This window comes from Streptomyces sp. NPDC014889 (assembly GCF_043081205.1).
Classification (GTDB): Bacteria; Actinomycetota; Actinomycetes; order Streptomycetales; family Streptomycetaceae; genus Streptomyces.
This window is the reverse complement of the sequence record NZ_JBIBWH010000005.1, coordinates 20605-40145: the sequence shown is the minus strand read 5'-3', so window position 1 is coordinate 40145 and position 19541 is coordinate 20605. Positions and strand designations below refer to the sequence as shown.

The 19541-nt window shown below is 70.9% G+C and carries 13 protein-coding genes; 6 read left to right on the top strand and 7 right to left on the bottom strand.

The window, feature by feature from the left end:
• Positions 1 to 23: 23 nt before the first annotated feature.
• The 3 genes from ACF09J_RS11345 to ACF09J_RS11335 form a co-directional block, all read right to left on the bottom strand.
• A complete protein-coding gene (locus ACF09J_RS11345) occupies positions 24 to 944 on the bottom strand; it encodes a class I SAM-dependent methyltransferase (protein WP_392305155.1) in 921 nt (306 codons plus the stop codon).
• 237 nt (positions 945 to 1181) lie between these two features.
• The gene (locus ACF09J_RS11340; protein WP_392305154.1) at positions 1182 to 2900 is read right to left on the bottom strand and encodes a glycoside hydrolase family 6 protein; all 1719 of its coding nucleotides are present in this window, start codon (positions 2898 to 2900) and stop codon (positions 1182 to 1184) included.
• An 87-nt stretch (positions 2901 to 2987) separates the two neighbouring features.
• Complete coding sequence (locus tag ACF09J_RS11335) at positions 2988 to 4463, bottom strand: cellulose binding domain-containing protein (protein ID WP_392305153.1); 1476 nt, start codon at positions 4461 to 4463, stop codon at positions 2988 to 2990.
• Positions 4464 to 4759: 296 nt separating this feature from the next.
• Between ACF09J_RS11335 and ACF09J_RS11330 the strand changes: the two genes are divergently transcribed.
• Complete coding sequence (locus tag ACF09J_RS11330; RefSeq protein WP_392305152.1) at positions 4760 to 7678, top strand: glycoside hydrolase family 48 protein; 2919 nt, start codon at positions 4760 to 4762, stop codon at positions 7676 to 7678.
• A 154-nt stretch (positions 7679 to 7832) separates the two neighbouring features.
• Positions 7833 to 10526, top strand: coding sequence for a cellulose binding domain-containing protein (locus ACF09J_RS11325; RefSeq protein WP_392305151.1), 2694 nt, complete (start codon positions 7833 to 7835; stop codon positions 10524 to 10526).
• A gap of 66 nt (positions 10527 to 10592) precedes the next feature.
• Here the strand turns inward: ACF09J_RS11325 and ACF09J_RS11320 are convergent, their stop codons facing one another.
• Entirely contained in the window at positions 10593 to 11336 is a 744-nt protein-coding gene (locus tag ACF09J_RS11320) for a class I SAM-dependent methyltransferase (protein ID WP_392305150.1), read from the bottom strand.
• A 29-nt stretch (positions 11337 to 11365) separates the two neighbouring features.
• Positions 11366 to 11671, bottom strand: coding sequence for a 4a-hydroxytetrahydrobiopterin dehydratase (locus tag ACF09J_RS11315; protein ID WP_392305149.1), 306 nt, complete (start codon positions 11669 to 11671; stop codon positions 11366 to 11368).
• A gap of 198 nt (positions 11672 to 11869) precedes the next feature.
• On the opposite strand from ACF09J_RS11315, the gene ACF09J_RS11310 reads away from it, so the two are divergent.
• Together ACF09J_RS11310 and ACF09J_RS11305 are read left to right on the top strand one after the other, a co-directional pair.
• Positions 11870 to 12730, top strand: coding sequence for a helix-turn-helix domain-containing protein (locus tag ACF09J_RS11310; RefSeq protein ID WP_392305148.1), 861 nt, complete (start codon positions 11870 to 11872; stop codon positions 12728 to 12730).
• The gene (locus ACF09J_RS11305; RefSeq protein ID WP_392305147.1) at positions 12723 to 13586 is read left to right on the top strand and encodes a helix-turn-helix domain-containing protein; all 864 of its coding nucleotides are present in this window, start codon (positions 12723 to 12725) and stop codon (positions 13584 to 13586) included. The genes ACF09J_RS11310 and ACF09J_RS11305 overlap by 8 nt, the downstream gene beginning before the upstream one ends.
• A 37-nt stretch (positions 13587 to 13623) precedes the next feature.
• Here ACF09J_RS11305 and dnaK read toward each other — a convergent pair whose 3' ends face one another.
• Both dnaK and ACF09J_RS11295 read right to left on the bottom strand, forming a co-directional pair.
• Positions 13624 to 15486 carry a molecular chaperone DnaK gene (dnaK, locus tag ACF09J_RS11300; protein ID WP_392305146.1) on the bottom strand — a complete coding sequence of 621 codons (1863 nt, stop codon included), beginning with the start codon at positions 15484 to 15486 and terminating at the stop codon, positions 13624 to 13626.
• A gap of 152 nt (positions 15487 to 15638) precedes the next feature.
• Entirely contained in the window at positions 15639 to 16064 is a 426-nt protein-coding gene (locus ACF09J_RS11295; protein WP_392305145.1) for an OsmC family protein, read from the bottom strand.
• A gap of 162 nt (positions 16065 to 16226) precedes the next feature.
• Here ACF09J_RS11295 and ACF09J_RS11290 point away from each other — a divergent pair, with 162 nt between their 5' ends.
• Positions 16227 to 16997 carry a tetratricopeptide repeat protein gene (locus tag ACF09J_RS11290; RefSeq protein ID WP_392305144.1) on the top strand — a complete coding sequence of 257 codons (771 nt, stop codon included), beginning with the start codon at positions 16227 to 16229 and terminating at the stop codon, positions 16995 to 16997.
• The gene (locus tag ACF09J_RS11285; RefSeq protein ID WP_392305143.1) at positions 16987 to 19527 is read left to right on the top strand and encodes a VWA domain-containing protein; all 2541 of its coding nucleotides are present in this window, start codon (positions 16987 to 16989) and stop codon (positions 19525 to 19527) included. The genes ACF09J_RS11290 and ACF09J_RS11285 overlap by 11 nt, the downstream gene beginning before the upstream one ends.
• Positions 19528 to 19541 lie beyond the last annotated feature (14 nt).

Here is a 19541-nt window from a genome sequence, read left to right as displayed (position 1 = left end):
CGCGGCTGCCGGGCCCGTACCGCTCAGGCGGCCCGAACCGCCGTGTACACCGTGTACGCCCTGAGCAGGAAGACGTCGCTCCTGCGATGCACGCTCGCCTCGTCCTCGGGGTCGAGGAGCCGGTCGAGGGTGGCACGGTCCTCGGCGCTGATGCCGCCCTCCAGGGCCTCGCGGAGCCGGCTCAGTTCGGCGGCGACATAGGCGCGGGCCGGGTCGGAGACCGGCGCGGGCAGGTCGACCAGGAAGCTGCGGGTGCCGCTGGGCCGCAGGCCCGCGGACGCCAGCAGCGCCGGCCAGTCCTCGGTCTCGGCGACCGAGCCCGGCAGTTCGGCCCGCATCCGCGCGAACCAGTCCTCCTGCACCGCGTCGATCCGGGCCTGCAGACCCGGCCGGCCGATGCCGATGTCACGGGGCAGGAACCGGGCGGGCAGGCCGCCCTCCAGCAGGGCGAGCGTGCCGCCGGGCGCCAGCCGCTCGGCGAACGCGGCGAGCCCGGCCCGCTGGTCGCCCAGGTGGTGCAGGCTGTTGCCGGCCCACAGCAGATCCGCCGGGTACTCCAACTCGTCCAGCACGCCGGGGAGTTCACCGGCGAGCGTGCCGAGCCGGTCGGCCATCCCGAGCCGTTCGGCCCGGGCCCGGGCCCGCTCGAGCAGCGGCTCGGAGCCGTCCACCGCGACGACCCGCGCGCCCGGGAACACCTCGGCGAAGAGGCAGGAGACCACGCCGGGCCCGCTGCCGGCGTCGACGATCAGACCGGGCTCGGGCGTCTTCTCCCCCAGCCACGCCATGACCGTTCCGTACAGGGGCGTGAACAGCTCGGCCTGTGCTTCGAGGAGTGGAGCCATGACGGCCCAGTCGATGTCGGTGGGTCCGTGGCCGTGGTGGCCGTGCCCGCCGGGGTGGGCCTCCTGGTGGTGGGGGTGTCCGTGGGGTAGGTGCGCCATGCGATCAGCCTCTCTTGTCCGGTGCGGTCAGCCTGCGCCGACGCACCGGGAGAGGGCCACTCCTGTTGCCGAGCCCGCAAAAGGTCGGGTGGGGAACAGGGAGGGGGGAACAGGGCCGGACGGCAAGGGGCGGCCGGGGGGCGTGTGCCCCCCGGCCGCGGGGAGGAGCCGTTCGCCGTCCGCCGGGGCCGTCCGGAAGGACCGGCCCCGGCGGATCACCGGCTCATGAGCGGGTCACTACAGCGCCGGGTACGCGTTCTTCATCAGCTCCTGGAACTGGGCGGAGAACCAGTGCCCGGAGACCGGAGCGTTCGGCAGCGCGCCGGACATGCTGTTGTTGTTGCGGGCGTTGCCTCCGTAGGTCGGGTCGCACATGCGGTCGAAGCCCTTGCCCTCGTCGTTCGCGATGGCCGAGCTGGAACCGTCGGACTCCCCCGGCGGCTTCATCCACACGTAGGCGTCGATGCCCGCCGCCGGCGCCGCCTTCGGACGCTCGCCGAGACCGGCGCCCGCCTGGTTGCACCAGTTGCCCGGGTTGATGCGGCGGTCGTAGCGCCCGCCGTCGACGTAGGTGTCCACGCTGGTCTTGGCACCCGGGCCGGCCGGGCGTGCCGATCCGCCCCAGCCGTTCCTGGAGGTGTCGATCAGCATGCCGATGTTGGAGTTGAAGCCGACCGAGACGAGCTTGTTGCGGAAGGCCTGCGCGAACGACAGCTCGTCGACGTACTGGTTCCAGTCCACCCACTTGGACTGGCGCACCGAGACGCCGTTGACCTGGTCGGTGATCGAGAAGTTGTTCTCCTTCAGGGCACTGTAGTTGGCCGTGTTGGTGATGAAGCCGGCCACGTCGTTGACGGACGCGCCCTCACTGGTGGCCGCCTGCTTGAAGATGTCGGCCGACGGGCCGAAGTTGTCGTCCCAGCCGATCCAGCCGTGGTGCCCGGCGTCGATGTAGTTGTAGACGTTCGGGATCTTGCCGAGCTTGGCCAGTGCGTAGCCGACGCCCTTGATGTAGTTGCCGTTGGCCTTCATGGTGTCGCACTGCGGTGTGGCGGTGGCGCGGCCGCTGGTGTTGGTGACCAGGTTCGGCAGCGAGTCGATCTCGATGGTGGTGACGATCCGCAGCGAGGAGTACTTGGAGTCGCCGAGGATGGCCGCGATCGGGTCGATGAACTGGGTCTTGTACTTGTCGATCTCCGTCGGGCCGAGCTCGCCGTTGGAGGCGAGGGCCGCGCAGTCGCGTCCCGGCAGGTCGTAGACGACGACCTGGATGACCTCCTGGCCGCTGCCCTTCTGCTTCAGAGCCTCGTCGAGGTGGGCGCGCAGGCCCATGCCGCCGTTCACGCCGTTGATCGCGGCGATGCGGTCGAGCCAGACGCCGGTGGGCTGGTTGGAGACGCGGGTGCCGCCCGGCTCCGCCGCGGCCTTCGCGGACCACTCCGGGTTCACGTACACCTTGGCGCCGACGTACGGGTTGTCGACGCGGCTTCCGTTGCCGCCGCCGGGGTCGCCGCCACCGGGGTCACCGCCGCCCGGGTCGCCCCCGCCGTTGTCGACGTTGCAGGTGACGCCGTCGAGGGTGAAGGCGGCCGGGATCGCGTTGGTCCCGCTGTAGGAGCCCTGGAAGCCGAAGTTGACGGAACCACCCGTCGGAAGGCTGCCGTTGTAGGTCTCGTTGGCCGCGGTGACGTTGGCACCGCTCTGGCTGATCTTCGCGTTCCAGCCGCTGGTGACCTTCTGGTTACCGGCGTAGGTCCACTTCAGCGACCAACTCGACTTGGCGGCGCCGTTGTTCTTGACGGTGACATCGGCGGTGAAGCCGCTGTCCCACTGGTTGACCTTGTAGTCGACGGTACAGGGAACCGCGGCGCTGGCGGGTGCGGCGGTCAGCGCCGTTCCCGTGGCGCCGGCCACCAGTGCCATGGCGGCGAGTATCGATGTTCTGGTACGGCTCATGAGTGCGACTTGCTCCTTCTGTCGAACTGATGTGCGGTTACGGACTTTCGGACAGGGACGTGCGGACTGGGGCTCGCGGAGACGGACTCAGGGACTCAGGGCGCGCAGATGGTCGCGCAGCCCGGCGCCGAACGCCGTGGGTGTGCCGTCGTAGGCGGAGATGAGGGACGGCCCTGAGGAGCAGTCCCAGGTGTTCCAGGTCCAGCCCAGATAGGACAGGCCACGGTCGTCGAACCACTTCATGACCTGGTCGATGAACCCGTGCGAGCAGGTGTTCTCGCCGATCTCCCCGGCCACCAGCGGCACCTGGGCCGCGACCGGGGCGAGGGTGGAGTTCCAGCAGCTCGCGCTGGAACAGGTGTTGAAGTTGTAGACGTGGTAGGACGCGCCCAGATTGCCCGCCGGGTCGCTCGGCCGGTAGGTGAGCCACTGGCCGAGGTCGTTGGAGTACGCGAGACCGCCGGCGAGGACGACGTTCTTCGCCCCGGCACCGCGGATCGCGTCGACGAGGCTCTGCATGCCGGCGACCTTGTACCCGATGCCCGGACAGGTGCCGCCGTCGCGCCAGCACTTCCAGGCGTCGGCGAGGTTGGTGGTCGCCCGGTCCGGATAGGGCTCGTTGAACAGGTCGAAGACGACGGCCTGGTCACCCTTGAAGGTACTGGCGACCGAGGACCAGAACGAGGGCGTGTACTGGGCGTCGGGCATCGGCTTCTGGCAGGTGGCGTGCACGTCGGAGCAGCCCGCCGAGTTGCCGGTGTACTGGCCGTAGGTCCAGTGCAGTTCGACGATCGGCGTCATGCCGCGCGCCTCGACGCGGGCCACCAGCTCCTTGACCGCGTTGATGTAGTTGGCGCCCGCGTACTCGGGCTTGATGTTGGAAAGACCCAGCCAGCACTCCTCGTTGAGGGGGATGCGGACGGCGTTCGCCTTCCAGTCGGCAATCGCCTTGATCGCGGCGTCGTCCACGGGGCCGTCCCAGATCCCGTAGCCCTGGACGCACATGAACTCGCCGCCGGAGCGGTTGACGCCGAGCAGCCGGCGGTTGTTCCCGGCGGCGTCGACGAGCTTGGTGCCCGAGACGTGCAGCGCGGGCGCCTTGCCGTCACCGGTCGGCGGCGGGTCCGTCGGCGGTGTGGACGGCCCGGGGTCGACGTTGCAGGTCGTGCCGTTGAGCTTGAACACCGTCGGCACGGGGTTGCTCCCCGACTTGGAGCCGAGGAACCCGGCGCTGACGCTCGCGCCGGTGCCGAGCGAGCCGTTGTAGCTCTCGTTGGCGGCGGTCACCGTCGTACCGGACTGGGACCACTTGGCGTTCCAGCCCTGGGTGACCTTCTGTCCACCGGCGAAGTCGAAGGTCAGGCTCCAACCGCTCAGCGGAGCCTGGTTGTTGGTGATCTTCACGTCGCCCTGGAAGCCGGCGTCCCACTGATTGGTGACGGTGTACTCCACCGTGCACGCGGGTGCCGCTCCGTGCGCCGTGACCGCAGGCACGACCACGCTCCCGACGAGCGCGACCGCACCGGCGATGCCTAAAAGGACTGAACGCGGGGGGTGTCGCATGAGCGACTCCTTGCAGCTCTGGCGCGCCGTGACGGCCGCGTCGACTGATGGAATCGCTCCCACTGGTTCGAGTGAAGGTAGCGGCAAGTGACGGCGAAGGACAGAGGGAGTGCGAACTTTTGTCGAACTTCCTCAACTCAGCGCCCTTTAAAGGCTGTTGAACAGCGTCGAATCTTTTCGACTCTTCAAGGACCTTGACCCCCTCGACAGCCGTCCGCACTATGGGAGCGCTCCCACTGGTTCACGGCTTGACGATCCTCCCCCACCTCCCCCGAGCCGCAAGGAGGGACCAGCACATGCCTCCCCGACGCAGACGCCGCGGCGTGCGGCGGCTGTGGACCGCCACCATGGCGGCCCTCGCGCTTCCGCTCGCCATGCTGTCGACAGGGTCGACCACCGCGCACGCGGCGGCCCTGCAGTGCAGCGTGGACTACAAGACCAACGACTGGGGCTCCGGCTTCACCGCGGACCTGACCATCACCAACCGCGGTACGGACACCATCAACGGCTGGACCCTGACCTACGGCTACTCGGGCAACCAGAAGCTCAGCAACGGCTGGAACGGCATCTGGTCGCAGTCCGGGCAGACGATCACCGTGAAGAACGAGTCGTACAACGGGACGGTCGCCGCCGGCGGCGCCGTGAACACAGGTGCCCAGTTCAGCTACAGCGGCACCAACGCGGCCCCGACGAGCTTCGCGGTCAACGGCACCACCTGCGCCGGCGCGCACCAGCCGCCGGTGGCGGTGCTGACCAGCCCGGCCCCGGGCGCGGTCTACACGCAGGGTGCCGCGGTGCCGCTCGCGGCGACCGCCGCGGCGGCCGACAACGCGAGCATCACCAAGGTCGAGTTCTACGACGACACGACGCTGCTGGGGACCGACACCACCGCGCCGTACACGCTCTCCGTCTCGAATCTGACCGCGGGCAGTCATTCCCTGGTGGCGAAGGCCTACGACAGCCTCGGCGCCTCCGCGGCTTCCACGCCGGTCGGCATCACGGTCGCCTCGGGCCCCGCCGTGGTCGTCTCGCCCACCCAGCTGGGTGTCCAGCAGGGCAAGACGGGCACCTTCGACGTCAAACTGTCGAACCAGCCCAGCGCCAACGTGGCGGTGAGCACCACCCGCACCTCCGGCAACACGGGCCTGTCCGTGACCGGCGGCTCCTCGCTCACCTTCACGCCGTCCAACTGGAACACAGCGCAGAAGGTGACCATCACCGCGGACTCCTCGGGCACCGGCTCGGCGGTCTTCACCGCCTCGGCGACCGGCTACACCAAGGCCACGGTCACCGTGACGGAGCTGGCGGGCTCGAAGGCGTACGACGCCCGCTTCCTGGACCTGTACGGGAAGATCACCAACCCGGCGAACGGGTACTTCTCCCCCGACGGCATCCCCTACCACTCGGTGGAGACGCTGATCGTGGAGGCGCCCGACCACGGTCACGAGACCACGTCGGAGGCGTACAGCTACCTCCTGTGGCTGCAGGCCATGTACGGCAAGGTGACGGGCGACTGGTCGAAGTTCAACGGCGCCTGGGGAATCATGGAGAAGTACATGATCCCCACCCACGCCGACCAGCCGACCAACTCCTTCTACACGGCCTCCAAGCCGGCCACGTACGCCCCCGAGTACGACACGCCCAACGAGTACCCGGCGAAGCTGGACACCGGTGTGTCGGTGGGCTCCGATCCGATCGCGGGTGAGCTGAAGTCCGCGTACGGCACGGACGACATCTACGGCATGCACTGGATCGAGGACGTCGACAACGTCTACGGCTACGGCAACACGCCGGGAGGCCAGTGCGAGGCCGGCCCCACGGCCAAGGGACCGTCCTACATCAACACCTTCCAGCGCGGCCCCGAGGAGTCGGTCTGGGAGACGGTGCCGCAGCCCACCTGCGACGCCTTCAAGTACGGCGGCAAGAACGGCTACCTGGACCTGTTCACCGGGGACTCCTCCTACGCCAAGCAGTGGAAGTTCACCGACGCCCCCGACGCCGACGCGCGTGCCGTCCAGGCCGCGTACTGGGCGGACGTGTGGGCCAAGGCGCAGGGCAAGAGCGCCGATGTGTCGGCCACCGTCGCCAAGGCGGCGAAGATGGGCGACTACCTGCGGTATTCGATGTACGACAAGTACTTCAAGAAGATCGGCAACTGTGTCGGGGCCTCCTCCTGCCCGGCCGGCACCGGCAAGGACGCCTCGCACTACCTGCTCTCCTGGTACTACGCCTGGGGCGGCGCCACCGACACCTCGGCGGGCTGGGCCTGGCGCATCGGCTCCAGCCACGTCCACGGCGGCTACCAGAACCCGCTCGCGGCGTACGCGCTGAGCAGCAACACCGACCTGAAGCCCAAGTCGTCGACGGGCGTGGCCGACTGGAGCAAGTCGCTCCAGCGCCAGCTGGAGTTCTACCGGTGGCTGCAGTCCTCCGAGGGCGCCATCGCGGGCGGCGCGACCAACAGCTGGCAGGGCCGTTACGCGACCCCGCCGGCCGGCACGCCGACCTTCTACGGCATGTACTACGACTGGCAGCCCGTCTACCACGACCCGCCGTCCAACCAGTGGTTCGGCTTCCAGACCTGGTCGATGGAGCGGGTCGCCGAGTACTACCAGCAGACGGGTGACGCCACCGCCAAGGCGGTGCTCGACAAGTGGGTCAAGTGGGCGCTGTCCAAGACCACGGTCAACCCGAACGGCACCTTCCAGATCCCCTCCACCCTCAAGTGGTCGGGGCAGCCGGACACCTGGAACGCATCCTCCCCCGGCGCGAACAACTCGCTGCACGTCACCGTCGCCGACTACACCAACGACGTCGGTGTGGCGGCCTCGTACGCCAAGACCCTGACGTACTACGCCGCCAGGTCCGGTGACGCGAACGCGAAGTCGACGGCGAAGGCGCTGCTGGACGGCATGTGGAACAACAACCAGGACAGCCTGGGCATCGCCGTCCCGGAGACCCGCACCGACTACAGCCGCTTCGGCGACAAGGTGTACGTGCCCAGCGGCTGGACCGGCACGATGCCGAACGGCGACAAGATCGACTCCTCGTCGACGTTCAGCTCCATCCGTTCCTTCTACAAGAACGACCCGGCCTGGTCGAAGATCGAGTCCTACCTCAAGGGCGGCACGGCCCCGGTCTTCACCTACCACCGGTTCTGGGCGCAGGCGGACATCGCGCTCGCCATGGGTTCGTACGCGGAGCTCCTCGAATAAGTCCCCGCTGAACGCTCCGTGTACCGGGGCCCGTCATCCGCCGACGGGACCCCGACCGGGCGGCTCCCTCACGGGGGGAGCCGCCCGGTCGTCACGTCCTCCCCGCTCCTGCCCCGCTTCCCGCCCCCTGCCCTCCGTCGAGAGGAGCCCCACCGTGCGAAGAACTCCCCGCACCGGCCGTGTCCTCACGGCCGTGTTCGCCCTCGCCGCCGGTCTGCTCGCCGGTGCCCCGTCCGCGGTGGCCCGGCCCGCCGCGCCGGCCGCGGTCGCCGCGGACACGTACACCTGGAAGAACGCCCGTATCGACGGGGGCGGCTTCGTCCCCGGCATCGTCTTCAACCGCAGTGAGAAGAACCTGGTCTACGCCCGCACCGACATCGGCGGCGCCTACCGCTGGCAGCAGTCGACGAAGACCTGGACCCCGCTGCTCGACTCGGTCGGCTGGGACGACTGGGGGCACACCGGCGTCGTCTCCCTCGCCTCCGACTCCGCCGCCCCCGACCGGGTCTACGCGGCCGTCGGCACGTACACCAACAGCTGGGACCCGGGCAACGGCGCCGTGCTGCGCTCCACCGACCGGGGCGCGAGCTGGAAGAAGGCCGACCTGCCGTTCAAGCTCGGCGGCAACATGCCGGGCCGCGGGATGGGCGAGCGGCTGGCGATCGACCCGAACAAGAACAGCGTGCTGTACCTGGGCGCGCCCAGCGGCAAGGGCCTGTGGCGGTCGACGGACTCGGGGGCGACCTGGTCGCGGGTCACGAGCTTCACCAACCCGGGCAACTACGCCCAGGACCCGAGTGACACGTCCGGCTACGCCAGCGACAACCAGGGCGTCGTCTGGGTCACCTTCGACGAGTCCACCGGCACCTCCGGCAACGCGACGAAGACGATCTACGCCGGGGTCGCCGACAAGGACAACGCGGTGTACCGCTCCACGGACGCGGGCGCGACCTGGCAGCGGCTGCCGGGGCAGCCGACCGGGTACCTGGCCCACAAGGGCGTGCTGGACGCGAAGAACGGCTACCTGTACCTCGCCTACAGCGACACGGGCGGACCGTACGACGGCGGCAAGGGCCAGTTGTGGCGGTACGCGACCGCGACCGGCACCTGGACGAACATCAGCCCGGTCGCGGCGGCCGACACCTACTACGGGTTCAGCGGTCTGACGCTCGACCGGCAGCACCCGGGCACGGTGATGGCGACGGCCTACAGCTCCTGGTGGCCGGACACGCAGATCTTCCGCTCCACCAACAGCGGCGCGACCTGGACGCAGGCCTGGGACTACACGTCGTACCCGAACCGCGCCAACCGCTACACGATGGACGTGTCGTCCACGCCCTGGCTGACCTTCGGCACCAACCCCTCACCGCCCGAACAGGCCCCGAAACTGGGCTGGATGACGGAGGCGCTGGAGATCGACCCGTTCGACTCGAACCGGATGATGTACGGCACGGGCGCGACGATCTACGGCACCGAGAACCTCACCAAGTGGGACAGCGGCGGCCAGTTCGCCCTGCGCCCGATGGTGCAGGGCCTCGAGGAGACGGCGGTGAACGACCTGGCCTCCCCGCCCTCCGGAGCACCGCTGCTCAGCGCGCTGGGCGACCTCGGCGGCTTCCGGCACACGGATCTGACGAAGGTCCCGTCGATGATCTTCACCTCTCCCGCCTTCACCACGAGCACCAGTCTGGACTTCGCCGAGACCAACCCGAACACGGTGGTGCGGGTGGGCGACACGGACACGGGCGCGCACATCGCGTTCTCGACCGACAACGGCGCCAACTGGTTCGCCGGCACGGACCCGTCGGGCGTGAGCGGCGGCGGGACGGTCGCGGCCGCCGCGGACGGCAGCCGGTTCGTGTGGAGCCCGGCGGGGACGGGCGTACGGTACTCGACGGGCTTCGGGTCCTCGTGGTCGGCGTCGGCCGGGATCCCGGCGGGTGCCGTCGTGGAGTCGGACCGGGTGGATCCGAAGACCTTCTACGGCTTCAAGTCCGGCAAGTTCTACGTGAGTTCGGACGGCGGCGCCACCTTCACCGCCTCGTCGGCCACGGGTCTGCCGAGCGGTGACAGCGTGCGCTTCAAGGCGCTGCCGGGCACGAAGGGCGACGTCTGGCTGGCGGGCGGCGCGAGCGACGGCGCGTACGGGCTGTGGCACTCGGTCAACGGGGGCACGTCGTTCACCAAGCTGGCGGGCGTCGAGCAGGCCGACACCATCGGATTCGGCAAGGCGGCGAGCGGCGCGTCGTACCAGACGCTGTACACGAGCGCGAAGATCGGCGGGGTGCGGGGCATCTTCCGCTCCACCGACAAGGGCGCGAGCTGGACCCGGATCAACGACGACGCCCACCAGTGGGGCTGGACCGGCGCGGCGATCACCGGCGACCCCCGGGTCTACGGCCGTGTGTACGTCTCGACCAACGGCCGCGGCGTGATCTACGGCGACACCGTCGGCACCGGCGGAGGGGACACGGGCGGCGGGGACACCGGCGGAGGAGACCCCGGCGGTGGTACGCCGCCGCCGGCCGGTGCCTGCGCGGTGACGTACCAGGTCACCAACCAGTGGACCGACGGCTTCCAGGCCGACGTCCAGCTCACCAACACCGGCTCCACGGCGTGGAACGGCTGGTCGCTCACCTGGTCCTTCCCGAACGGGCAGAAGGTCACGCAGCTCTGGAACGCCGACTACGCCCAGTCGGGAGCGTCGGTGACGGCGCGGAACGTGAGCTGGAACGGCACCGTGGCGGCCGGTTCCTCGGTGGGCTTCGGCTTCACGGGGAGCTGGTCGGGGACCAATGGCAGACCGGCCGCCTTCACGGTCGGCAGTCGGGCCTGCACGGTCTCCTGACGGGGGGAGGGGCGCGTGCCGGACGGCGGCACGCGCCCCTGCTCACCCGCTTCCCCCCTCACTCCCCTACGCCTCCTTGCGGAACGCCCGCAGGGTGAAGACCGGGTCCGGGCGGCGGCGGTCCTGGTCGGGCAGGGCCGCCAGCCGCTCGGCGAAGGACTCGGCGAGGGGTTCGCCGGGCGGCAGCGTGACGAACCAGCCGCGGCGCAGGTCGGCGATGGTGCGGCGGGGACTGCGGCCCTGGTCGCGGCCCGGGAAGAGGGCCTGCCCGGCCGGGACGAGACCGTGCGCGGCGGCGTACTCGGCGACCAGGGCGGCGTCGTCGCGGGCCGGGCTGCGGGGCCGGGAGGCCAGGACGGCGTCGATGTCGCTGCCGACGTTGTGCGCGGCGGCCTTGTCGACCGTGGTGACGTACACCCCGCCGGGCCGGATCACCCGGGCGCACTCGGCGACCATCGCCCGCGCCTCCCCGGGGCCTGGCGCCAGATGGAGCAGCCACACACTGGTGACGGCGTCGAACCGGCCGTCCGGGAAGGGCAGGCTGCGGCTGTCGGCGAGCACCACGGCGCCGGGCAGGCGTGCCCCGGCGTGCCGGGCCATCGCGGGCGCCCGGTCGACGCCGGTCACCCGCAGGCCGGGGCGGCCGGCGGCGAGGCGGCGGGTCACGATGCCGGTGCCGCAGCCCACGTCGAGCAGTTCGCGCGTCCGTCCCGGTACGAGGCCGAGGACCGCCTCCGCGGCGGCCGCCGCTCTCGGTTCGCCGCCGCGCGAGGCGTCGTAGCGCTCGGCTTCCTCGTCGTAGTCCAGCACGCGGATCCCCCTCCCCGTTCCGGCATGGCTCAGTTCGCGCCGTGTCCCGCCGCGAGGTCCTGCACCCGGCGGGCGAGTTCGAAATCCTTCTCGGTGACGGCGCCGCCCGCGCTGTGGGTGTACACGGCGAGCGAGACCGTGTTGTAGCCCAGAGTGAGGTCGGAGTGGTGGTTGAGCTCCTCCTGCACCTGGGCGACGTGCACGACCATCGCCACCGCCGCGAAGTGCGATCCGAGCCGGAAGGAACGGGTGAGGCGGTCCCCCTCGACGGACCAGCCGGGCAGCTCGGCCAACCGGTCCTCGACCTCCTTGTGCGACAGCGGTGCGACGGGCATGGGACCGGCTCCCTTCCTGGACTTCTCCTGGACTTTCCGCTGGACGTGCTGGTTGCCGCTCTCCTGTTCAGACTGCCACAGGAGGGCCGCCGCGTCCCCGGCTGAAAACCCACCCGCCGCCCGGCCGGCCCCCGCACGCCGCCGGGTACAACCGCCACGACTCGGTCGTACGCCCTCTTCTCGACTACCGTCATGCGTATGGCCATTGTCGCGTCCGGCGCCACCGCGTCCCCCGCCGCCTCCTCAGCCCGGGGCGTGGGCCCGCTGCTGCGGTCCTGGCGGGAGCGGCGGCGGATCAGTCAGCTCGAACTGGCGCTGCGCGCCGACTCCTCGGCCCGGCACATCAGCTTCGTCGAGACCGGGCGGTCCCGGCCGAGCGAGGAGATGGTGCTGCGCCTCGCGGAGCACCTGGAGGTACCGGTGCGGGAGCGCAACGCCCTGCTGGTGGCCGCCGGTTACGCCCCGAGGTACCGGCAGACCCCGCTGGACGACCCGGCGCTCGGCCCGCTGCGCGAGGGCCTGGAGCGGCTGATCCGGGGGTACGAGCCGTATCCGGCGCTGGTGGTCGACGCGACGTACGACGTGGTGAGCGCGAACCGGGGCATCGCGATGTTCCTCGAGGGTGTCCCGGAGCGGCTGCTCGCCGCGCCGCTGAACGCGATGCGGCTGACCTTGCACCCGGAGGGTCTGGCGCCACGCATCCGCAATCTGCGCGAGTGGCGCGGGCATCTGCTCGCCCAGATGGAGCGGCAGCTCGCGCTGCACCGCTCGGCCCCGCTTCTGGAGCTCTACGAGGAGGTGGCGGCCTACCCGGTGCCGCGCGGCGCGCGGGAGGCGGACCGGCCGGCCGGGCAGGTGCCGTACTTCGCGCTGCCGATGCGGATCGAGCACGACGGGCGGGTGCTGTCGTTCGTCTCCTCCATCTCCACCTTCAACACACCGATGGACGTGACGGTGGCGGAACTGGCGATCGAGACGTTCCTGCCCGCCGATCCGGCCACCGTCGAGTACCTTCGCTCGTCGTGGGCGGGAGAGAGCCGGGAGGCGGGGCGTGAGTGAGCGGCGGGCCGCGCCCACCGTGGGCCAGGTGGTGCTCGGCCGAAGACTCCAGGAACTGCGGGAGAAGGCCGGACTGGGACGCGAGGAGGCGGCGCGCGTCCTGCGGGTGGCGCCCGCGACCGTGCGGCGGATGGAGACGGCCGAGGTCGCGCTGAAGATCCCGTACGTGCAGATACTGCTGACCGCCTACGGGGTGGGCGACGAGGCGGCGGCCGCGTTCGTCGCGCTGGCCGAGGAGGCCAACGCGCCGGGCTGGTGGCAGCGGTTCCACGACGTGCTGCCGGAGTGGTTCAGCCTGTATGTGAGCCTGGAGGGCGCCGCCCGGCTGATCCGCTGCTACGAGCCGCACTTCGTGCCGGGGCTGCTCCAGACGGAGGGCTACGCGCGTGCGGTGCTGGAGGCGGGGACGGTCGGTCAGCGCAGACCGGATTCGGTCGAGCGGCACGTGTCGCTGCGGATGGCCCGGCAGCAGTTGCTGGAGCGGGCCGATCCGCCGCACCTGTGGGTGATCGTCGACGAGACGGTGCTGCGGCGGCCGGTGAGCGACCGCCCCGAGGTGATGCGCGACCAGCTCGACAAGCTGCTCCTGTACACCGAGCGGGACCGGGTGACGGTGCAGGTCGCCGAGTTCGCGCGGGGCCCGCACGCGGGGACGTACGCCCCGTTCTCGCTGTTCCGCTTCGCCGAGCCGGAGCTGCCCGACCTGGTCTACACCGAGTACCTGACCGGCGCCCTCTACCTGGACTCCCGCGCGGAGATCTCCGCGCACCTGGAGGTCCTGGACCGTATGACGGCCGCCGCCGCCACCGCCGAGCAGACCCGCGAGCTGCTGCGGAAGTACCGCGAGAACCTGTGAGCCCGCCCGGCGGCCGACCTGACGCGAACGGAAGACGCTAGGCGGCACCGCCCTTCGTGTCGCGTTCGTCGTCGACGATCTCCGCGTCCACCACCGTGTCCTCGTCGGACGGCGCCGTCTGCTGTTCGGTGCCCTGCGTGCCGCTCTGCTGGGCCTGGGCGTACATCGCCTGGCCCATCCGCTGGCTGACCGAGGCCAGTTTGTCGATGGCCGTGCGCAGCGCGGGGGTCTCCGCCTGCTGCTCCAGAAGCGCCTTCACCTCGGCGGCCGCGGCCTCGACCTCCGATTTGGTGTCGGCGGGGACGCGGTCGCCGTTGTCGCGGAGGAAGTTCTCTGTCTGGTAGACGAGCTGCTCGGCCTGGTTGCGGGTCTCGGCGGTCTCCCGGCGCTTGCGGTCCTCCTCGGCGTACTGCTCGGCCTCCCGCATCATGCGGTCGATGTCGTCCTTGGGCAGCGCCGAGCCGCCGGTCACGGTCATCTTCTGCTCGCGGCCGGTGGCGAGGTCCTTGGCCGAGACGTGCATGATCCCGTTGGCGTCGATGTCGAAGGCGACCTCGATCTGCGGCACCCCGCGCGGGGCGGGCGGCAGGCCCGTGAGGTCGAAGACGCCGAGCTTCTTGTTGTACACGGCGATCTCACGTTCGCCCTGGTAGACCTGGATGCCGACCGAGGGCTGGTTGTCGGTGGCAGTGGTGAAGATCTCCGAACGCCGGGTCGGGATCGTGGTGTTGCGCTCGATGAGCTTGGTCATGATGCCGCCCTTGGTCTCGATGCCGAGGGACAGCGGGGTGACGTCGAGGAGCAGGACGTCCTTGACGTCGCCGCGGATCACGCCCGCCTGGAGGGCGGCGCCCACGGCCACCACCTCGTCGGGGTTGACCCCCTTGTGCGGGTCCTTGCCGGTCAGCTCCCGCACCAGGTCGGTCACGGCCGGCATCCGGGTGGAGCCGCCGACGAGGATCACGTGGTCGACGGCCGAGAGCTTGATGCCCGCGTCCTTGACGGCCTGGTGGAAGGGTGTGCGGCAGCGGTCCAGCAGATCGGCGGTGAGTTCCTGGAACTGGGCCCGGGTCAGCTTCTCGTCCATGTGCAGCGGGCCCTCGGCGGAGGCCGTGATGTAGGGCAGGTTGATCGTCGTCTCGGTGGACGACGACAGCTCGATCTTGGCCTTCTCGGCAGCCTCGCGCAGCCGCTGCACGGCCATCTTGTCGTTGCCGAGGTCGACGCCGTACTGGCCCTTGAACCGCTTGACCAGGTGCTCGACGACCCGCTGGTCCCAGTCGTCGCCGCCGAGGTGGGTGTCGCCGTTGGTGGCCTTGACCTCGATGACACCGTCGCCGATCTCCAGCAGGGAGACGTCGAAGGTGCCGCCGCCGAGGTCGAAGACGAGCACGGTCTGCTCCTCGCCACGGTCCAGGCCGTAGGCGAGCGCGGCGGCCGTCGGCTCGTTGATGATCCTGAGGACCTTCAGGCCGGCGATCTCCCCGGCCTCCTTGGTCGCCTGCCGCTGGGTGTCGTCGAAGTACGCGGGCACGGTGATCACCGCGTCCGTGACGTCCTCGCCGAGGTAGGACTCCGCGTCCCGCTTCAGCTTCTGCAGGACGCGCGCGGACAGCTCCTGCGCCCGGAACCGGGTGCCGTCGACGGACCCCTTGTCCGGGAAGCGCCAGTTCGCGTCGCCCATGTGCCGCTTGACCGAGCGTGCGGTGCGCTCCACGTTCGTCACCGCCTGCCGCTTGGCCACCTCGCCGACGAGCACCTCGCCGTTCTTGGCGAACGCCACGACCGACGGCGTGGTGCGCGCGCCCTCGGCGTTGGCGACGACGGTGGGCTCACCGCCTTCCAGCAGCGCCACCACCGAGTTCGTCGTCCCGAGATCGATCCCGACCGCACGTGCCATCTTCGTCCCCTTCCGGGCGCCTCCTGCTCTCCAGCACAAAACTTGAGTGCGCCGTTGTCAATGCCGCGTACCCGCCGCGTGCCGCTCTACCCGGGAACAGCGATGCCGCGCCCCGGACGAGGGGCGCGGCATCGTCGGACGTGCGTCTCGCGTCAGGCGAGCTTGGCGTCCAGGGTGATCGTCGTACCGGTCAGGGCCTGGCTGACCGGGCAGTTCTTCTTGGCCTCCTCGGCGGCGGCGACGAACGCGTCGTTGTCGATGCCGGGGACCGTGCCCTCGACGGTGAGGTGGATGCCCGTGATGCCCTCGCCCGGCTGGAAGGTGACGTCGGCCTTCGTCCGCACGGTGGTGGGCGGGGTGCCGGCGCCGGCCAGGCCGTGCGACAGCGCCATGGAGAAGCAGCTGGAGTGGGCGGCTGCGATCAGCTCCTCGGGGCTGGTCTTGCCGTTCGCCTGCTCGGCGCGCGACGGCCACGACACGGGCTGCTGGCCGATGCCGGAGGAGTCGAAGGTGACGACGCCGTTGCCCTCGAGCAGGTTGCCTTCCCAGACGGTGTGAGCGGTGCGCGTGGTTGCCACGGTGGTTCCATACCTTTCGCCTTGGTTCCCGCTGCCGGGGTTCCGTAACCGCCATCCGATCACATCCACGCCGCACGCATCCACCGAACCGGGCCGCGACCTGCCGGGGAAGCTGCGCGAATCGCCTGCCGGACGCCGGGGGGAGGCCCTACAGTCCGTTCCATGGTCGAACTCTTCCAAGTCCTCGGGGGAATCGCGGGATTTGGCGGGGTCGCTCTCGGTGTCCTCTATCTGCTCTACCGGGACCTCGTGCGCGACATCATCCGCAGGCGGATGTTCCGGACGCTCACGTCGGCGCAGGCGACCGCCCTGTTCGGGGCCGTGGTCGTGCTGGCCTTCGTCGTGGCGATCCTGGGGATCTTCGCCACCCTCGCCGAAAGCAAGGGGATACGGCAGTTCCTGGTCCTCGTGGGCATGCTGCTGCTGTTCCTGCTGGCCGTGCTGTTCATCGCGGTGCGCGTGGTCACCGGCCCGGCGGCCCGCGCGGGGGCGGGCGGCGCGGAGCGCAGGCTCACGGCGGTGCGCCGGCACGTCGAGAGCGGGGAGGCCGACCAGGCGGAGCGCGCCCTGGAGGCGTCCCGGCCGGACCGCGAGTCGCCCGGGTTCTGGTACTGGAAGGCCAGGATCGCGCTGGTCAGGTCCAACCTCGACGTGGCGTACGGCTATGTCGAGGAGGCGCTGAGGCTGGACGGCCGGGATCCGTACAGCATCGCCCTGAAGATAGAGCTGCTCCTGCTGGCGGGCGACTCCGAGCGGCGCGACCGGGCCGCGCGGCTGTCGGTGGAGAGCACCGGTCTGAGCGGCGAGCTCGACACCTGGCTGCGCCGGTTGCGGGCCGAGGGAATGTTCGGCGGTGGGGTGCGCACACGCACGGAACTGGAGGCGCGGTGCCCGCTTCCCACCCGTACCACGGAGGATGTCCATGCGGAGTGAGCGGAGCGGGCCCGGGGAGGAGCGGGAGGCGGTCGTCTTCCTTCCTCCGGCCGCCGTCGCGGGCGGGGGTGCGGACGGCGGGTCGTCCGGCGGACCGGAGGATCCGCTGCGGGAGGCGCTGTACGCGGCGGACGCTGCGGGTCTGCTCCCGGTGCGTCCCGTGGCCCGCACGGCGGAGGAGGCCGACGCGCTGCTCGCCCGGCATCCGGACGCGGTGCTCCTGATTCACCCGGGCGTTGGGATCCCGAACGGCCCGCTTCCCACGCCGGGCGGAGCGCTGTGGTACCTCCTGCGCCACGGAGCCGGACTGCGGCTGTGCGAGCCGGCGGCCGTGGCCTCGCGTCCGGAGGGGGCCTCTCCCGTGCCCCGGGGCTATGGGAACCGCCTGGCGCTGCTGGTGGTGGAGCTGCCCCGGGAGGGTGCCTCGGCCGCGTCCGGACAGGCGGTACACGTCGAGCGCGCTCCGCTGTGCCGGGACTTCGCGGCCCGCATCGGCCTGCCGGCCGGGCCGGTGCTCGCGGAGTACGCCGAGGACTGGGTGGCGGAGCTGCGGTGGGCCTCGGACCGGCTCCAGTCGCCGACGGCGGTCGTGCACCCCGGGATCACGCCGCCCACCCCGGACAGCCCGGACGCCCTGCTGTGGGAATGGCTGCGAGCGGGCCGGGAGATCCGGTCGGCGTGCGCCCCGCCCATGGATCGGTTGCTCCAGCGGCGGACGGGGACGGTGTCCCAGGGCCAGCCGGGCAACATCGGCTTGGGCCGTCTGAGTGGTCCGCCTGCGGGTGAGGACGAGGAACCTTTCCTCGTCCACTCGGACAGCCGGTGGTACGACTCGCTCGACGTGCACGCTCGGGCGACGGAGTCCCCCGGGCGGGTCGGGTCACCGCCCCCCGACCGCGGGGACCACGATGCCCCCGCGCAGCGCAGCGTCATCAGCCGTGGCCCCCAGCCGCCCCTGTTCCGCCGCACCGGCCGGCCCCTCCCCCACGACGGGCTCTTCATCCGCCGCAACAGCGCCTTCGGCACCCGTTCGCCCCTCGGCGTGCGGGATCTCATCGAGCAGGGCGTGATCGTCGGGCAGGAGCAGATCCGGTTCGACGACTTCGTGGCGGCCCGCACCGAGCAGGTGCCCGGCCCCCCGCCCGGCCGGGCCGTCGGCGTCAGCCACGGTCTCGCGGCCGCGCAGGGCGAGTTCAGGGCCGACGAGACGACCACCCACTTCCTGGAGATCACCCTCAAGGCGGGCGAGGCGCACCCCGGGGACGCGCCCGCCGAGCCCCTGCCCGTGAACTTCGTCCTCGTCGTGGACACCAGCGGCTCGATGCACGGCGAGAAGCTCGACTGCGTCAAGGAGGCCCTTCAGCTCCTCTACGACCGGCTGCGCCCGTCGGACTGCCTGGGCGTGATCACCTTCGACCACCACGTCCGCACGGTGCTGCCCGCCACCGCCAAGCGGGAGCTGCCGCGCGAGCACTTCGCCCGGGTGGTGGCCGGGCTGAGGGCCGACGGCGGCACGGACCTCAACCTCGGTGTGCAGTACGGCATCGACGAGATCGGCCGGAACGCGCTCGGCGGGCGCACGGTCAACTGCCTGTACCTCTTCTCCGACGGCGACCCGACCTCCGGCGAACGGGACTGGGTCAGGATCCGTACGAACATCGCGGCCAAGCTGCGCGGCGACCTCACCGTGTCGTGCTTCGGCTTCGGCTCCGACGCCCGGATGCCCGAGCTGGCGGCGCTGGCCGGACTGGCCGGCGGCCACTCGACGTTCGTCACCCGGCCCGAGCAGGTGGGCACGGACCTGCTGGCGGACCTGGAACGGCGCGACCATCTGGCCGCCATCGACATCCAGCTGCGCCTCGACATCGCCCCGGACGTGGAGATCCGGCACCTGTACGGGCACGACCTGGTGACCGATCCGCGCGCCCGGGCGGCGGTGCTGCGGGAGGCGGTCCAGGCGGCCGAGCGCGCCCGGCGGGACTACGGCGCCGAGGCCCTCCCGGACCTCGTCACGGAGGAGACCGGCATCCGGATCTTCGCGCCCGACCTGGCGTTCGGGGAGACGTACTGGATCGTCCTCGAACTGACGGTGCCGCCGGGCCGCGCGCCGCATCCGCTGGGCACCGGGGCCGTGCAGTACGTCGACACCGTCGCCCGCGAGGGGCACCGGCACGAACTCGACCTGGCGACGGGCCTCACCCTCGCCGAGGAGACCGTCACCGTGCACGCGATGGGCCTGTGGACCAGTGAGGTCACCTTCCACGCGCTGGACGACCTGTACGACCGCGACCGGGACACCGCGACGAAACGGCTGCGCCAGCACATCGAGGTGCTCCGGGCCGCGCACAGCCGGCTGCCGGCGCGGGAGTTCCGCGACGACCAGGTCACCCTCCAGAAGCTGATCACGCTGACCGGCTCGCTGGACACGGTGGTGTCGTTCAGCGACCAGCCGGGCGGCGGCATGGCATCCGCGGTCATGATGATGAGCGACTTCGGCCGGGTCCGGTCGGGCTTCTGGACGCACTACTGACCGGCCGGCACCGA

Bases quoted from the DNA above. Each gene is read 5' to 3' on its own strand.
- ACF09J_RS11345 (WP_392305155.1), bottom strand. From the start codon at position 944: ATGGCGCACCTACCCCACGGACACCCCCACCACCAGGAGGCCCACCCC.
- ACF09J_RS11330 (WP_392305152.1), top strand. From the start codon at position 4,760: ATGCCTCCCCGACGCAGACGCCGCGGCGTGCGGCGGCTGTGGACCGCC.
- ACF09J_RS11290 (WP_392305144.1), top strand. From the start codon at position 16,227: ATGGTCGAACTCTTCCAAGTCCTCGGGGGAATCGCGGGATTTGGCGGG.
- ACF09J_RS11310 (WP_392305148.1), top strand. From the start codon at position 11,870: ATGGCCATTGTCGCGTCCGGCGCCACCGCGTCCCCCGCCGCCTCCTCA.
- ACF09J_RS11285 (WP_392305143.1), top strand. From the start codon at position 16,987: ATGCGGAGTGAGCGGAGCGGGCCCGGGGAGGAGCGGGAGGCGGTCGTC.
- dnaK (WP_392305146.1), bottom strand. From the start codon at position 15,486: ATGGCACGTGCGGTCGGGATCGATCTCGGGACGACGAACTCGGTGGTG.
- ACF09J_RS11335 (WP_392305153.1), bottom strand. From the start codon at position 4,463: ATGCGACACCCCCCGCGTTCAGTCCTTTTAGGCATCGCCGGTGCGGTC.
- ACF09J_RS11315 (WP_392305149.1), bottom strand. From the start codon at position 11,671: ATGCCCGTCGCACCGCTGTCGCACAAGGAGGTCGAGGACCGGTTGGCC.
- ACF09J_RS11340 (WP_392305154.1), bottom strand. From the start codon at position 2,900: ATGAGCCGTACCAGAACATCGATACTCGCCGCCATGGCACTGGTGGCC.